General features: G+C 65.6%; 2 protein-coding genes. One reads left to right on the top strand and one right to left on the bottom strand.

From position 1 onward, the window contains the following. Window positions 1-110 precede the first annotated feature (110 nt). Window positions 111-1,088 (bottom strand): DUF6399 domain-containing protein, encoded by a 978-nt coding sequence (locus G3446_RS26360; protein ID WP_164456627.1) that lies wholly within the window; start codon window positions 1,086-1,088, stop codon window positions 111-113. A 542-nt stretch (window positions 1,089-1,630) separates the two neighbouring features. Between G3446_RS26360 and G3446_RS26355 the strand changes: the two genes are divergently transcribed. Further along, on the top strand, window positions 1,631-2,203 hold the full coding sequence (locus G3446_RS26355) for a hypothetical protein (RefSeq protein WP_164456626.1): 573 nt from the start codon (window positions 1,631-1,633) through the stop codon (window positions 2,201-2,203). Window positions 2,204-2,341 lie beyond the last annotated feature (138 nt).

Below are 2,341 nucleotides of genomic sequence, written 5' to 3'. Positions count from 1 at the left end.
ATGTCGCGTAGCGACTGCTCAACCGAGGAGCCGGATGCGTAGTCCCGCACGTCCGGATCTGTGGGAGCCGCGGGTGCATAAGCACCCGCGGCCACCCGGTTCCACCGTTGCTAAGCCGCCACGGCGAGCAAGTGAGGCGACTTCGCTGGCCGCGGTCGTCGTTTCGCGAGCCGCGCTGGCCAAGGCATTCGCTCAAGTACCTGCTCGAAGAGAGGGGGGTGGGCTTTGGCGAAGAACCGCTCAGCGGCCGTGGTGCCGTCGGGGCGCTTGATGGCGAAGTTGTGGATCGCCGTGAGCACGGCCTGCTTACGCGGACTCAGGCGGTGATGACCATGCTGATACAGGGAGAGAAAGCCATTGCGCCCTTCGACGCAGGAGCTGCTGCGCTGGAACAGGTCGGCACATTCCTGGGCGACCTGCTCAAGGTGGCAGCGGGTCTCGCGGTCCAGGGCTTGGATGGGGTGCTCAGGCTGCTGCAGCGGCGCGAGGCGCTGCGCACTCAAGCGCTTGAGCCGATGGCGTTGCTCCGCGCGGGTGCGGCGCTCGACCGCCCGCTCCAGGTAGAGCGCGGGGATGAGGTCGTCGAGCATGGCCTGCTCGATGGCGGGAGCCAGGTCGAGGGCCTGCACCCGGGCCGTGGCCGTCATGAAGAAGAGCGCCAGCGTGGCCACCAGCCCGCCAGTGAGTCGCTTCGCCTTGGCCAGATGCGCGCACAAACGCTCGGACAAGTCCGCCTTCTCGGCGAGCGTCTCCAGGCGCTCGAAGAGCGTCCCGAGCCGTTGGGCGAGGCCCTCGGGGGTCTGCGCCTGTCCGTACTCGAGGTCATAGGGGTGATCGAGCGCGCTCACCTCGGCGAGCGGCATTTTGGCTTCCGTGCGACGCGCCTCGACCCGCTCGCGCGCCAGGCTGCACTGGACGTAGTCATGGAGCGCGCGATCGATGCGTGCGGCAAAAGCCGGCGGACGTCCCGGACCATGGGGATGGCGATAATAGTCCTGCTCGGCGGCGCACGCGGCCTGCCAGCGCGCCTTGGCCTTGTCCTCCTCGGTTTGCGCCTGCCGCTGCGCGCGCACCAACGCCAGGCTCATGGCCTTGCTGGCCTCATGCTGCAGATGAAACAGGTCCGTGTGTCAGCGCCGACCTGAAACTGTAGTCCTTTAGCCGGCTTGAACGTGTCGAGAGAAGTCTTCTTCGCCCCCTCTCTTTTCATCCGCTGCCGGCCAGGGAAGCGCAAAGCGCGAGGCCGGTAGTCCCGGGTAGGCGTGTGCGCGTGCGTATTGCCGTAATGACGAAGGACGTGAGTCCTTCGTCGTGAAGGCAATATGCAAAGCGCAGTCACACACGCCGTAGAGTCATTCGTCGTAGGGTCGTGCGTAGCCCGAGTGCGCCAACGGCGCTACTCGAGGCGGAGCAGCGACCCGGAGCGGGACGGCCCGGGCTGAGAAGGTTGTCGCCCTGCGCGAGTCCCGTCGGCGAGGGATCGACCCGACGGGTATCACGAGCGCAGACGCGACACTCCGGCTCTTCTTCCGCTTTTGGATCTTCTTCCGCCTCTTCCTTTGGGGCGTTGAGCGGCGGCGAGACGCGGTTACGTCATCGATGCTTGGGGGGAGCTCGGAGGGCGGCCCAAGTGAAACGACGAAGACAGCGCAAGTGCCTGCACTGCGGTGAATTATTCCATCCCGATGCGCGCAATGCCTACCACCAGCGTTACTGCGGCAAGGCCGAGCGTCGGCGTGCAAGCAAGGCGGCGAGTCAGCGCCGCTGGCTGGGCAAGGCCGCCAATCGGGACTATTTCCGCGGTCCGGACAATGTCGCGCGGGTGCGCGCCTGGCGCGCCGAGCACCCCGGGTACGGGCGCCGGAAGGGGGCGTTAGAGGCGGCGGCGTTACAAGATGTCTGCACGAGGCAAGTGCTTGAAAAGACGGGCGAATCAGAGGTCTTTACGCAGACTGCGCTACAGGATCTCTTCCACGCGCAACCCATTGTCTTGATTCGGCTTATCGCCAGCTTAACCGGCTCGGCGTTACAAGAAGACATCGCCCGCAGCACGCGGCGGTTCCAACAATTGGGGCAGGACATTCTCAGCGGCGGGATGCCGCGCGTTGGAGAGGCCTGCGATGCCCAGATCCCTGTTGATTCCATCCCGCCGGCGCCGGGTACCGCGCCAGTTCAGTTGGGTCGATCAGCGCCTGGGCCGTGAAGGCTACATCGGGCGTTGTGGGGCGCCTACGCTGGCGCTGTATCTGTTCTTGGTCACGGTGCAGAACTCCTGACTTGGCGCCAAATTCAATGCGACTGGATCGCCTCAAACACGAGGCGCAGCTCGGTACCGGGGTAA

It is taken from the genome of Thiorhodococcus minor (assembly GCF_010820565.1).
GTDB classification, from domain to species: domain Bacteria; phylum Pseudomonadota; class Gammaproteobacteria; order Chromatiales; family Chromatiaceae; genus Thiorhodococcus; species Thiorhodococcus minor.
This window is presented reverse-complemented; position numbering and strand designations above follow the sequence as displayed.

Bases quoted from the DNA above. Each gene is read 5' to 3' on its own strand.
- G3446_RS26360 (WP_164456627.1), bottom strand. From the start codon at position 1,088: ATGAGCCTGGCGTTGGTGCGCGCGCAGCGGCAGGCGCAAACCGAGGAG.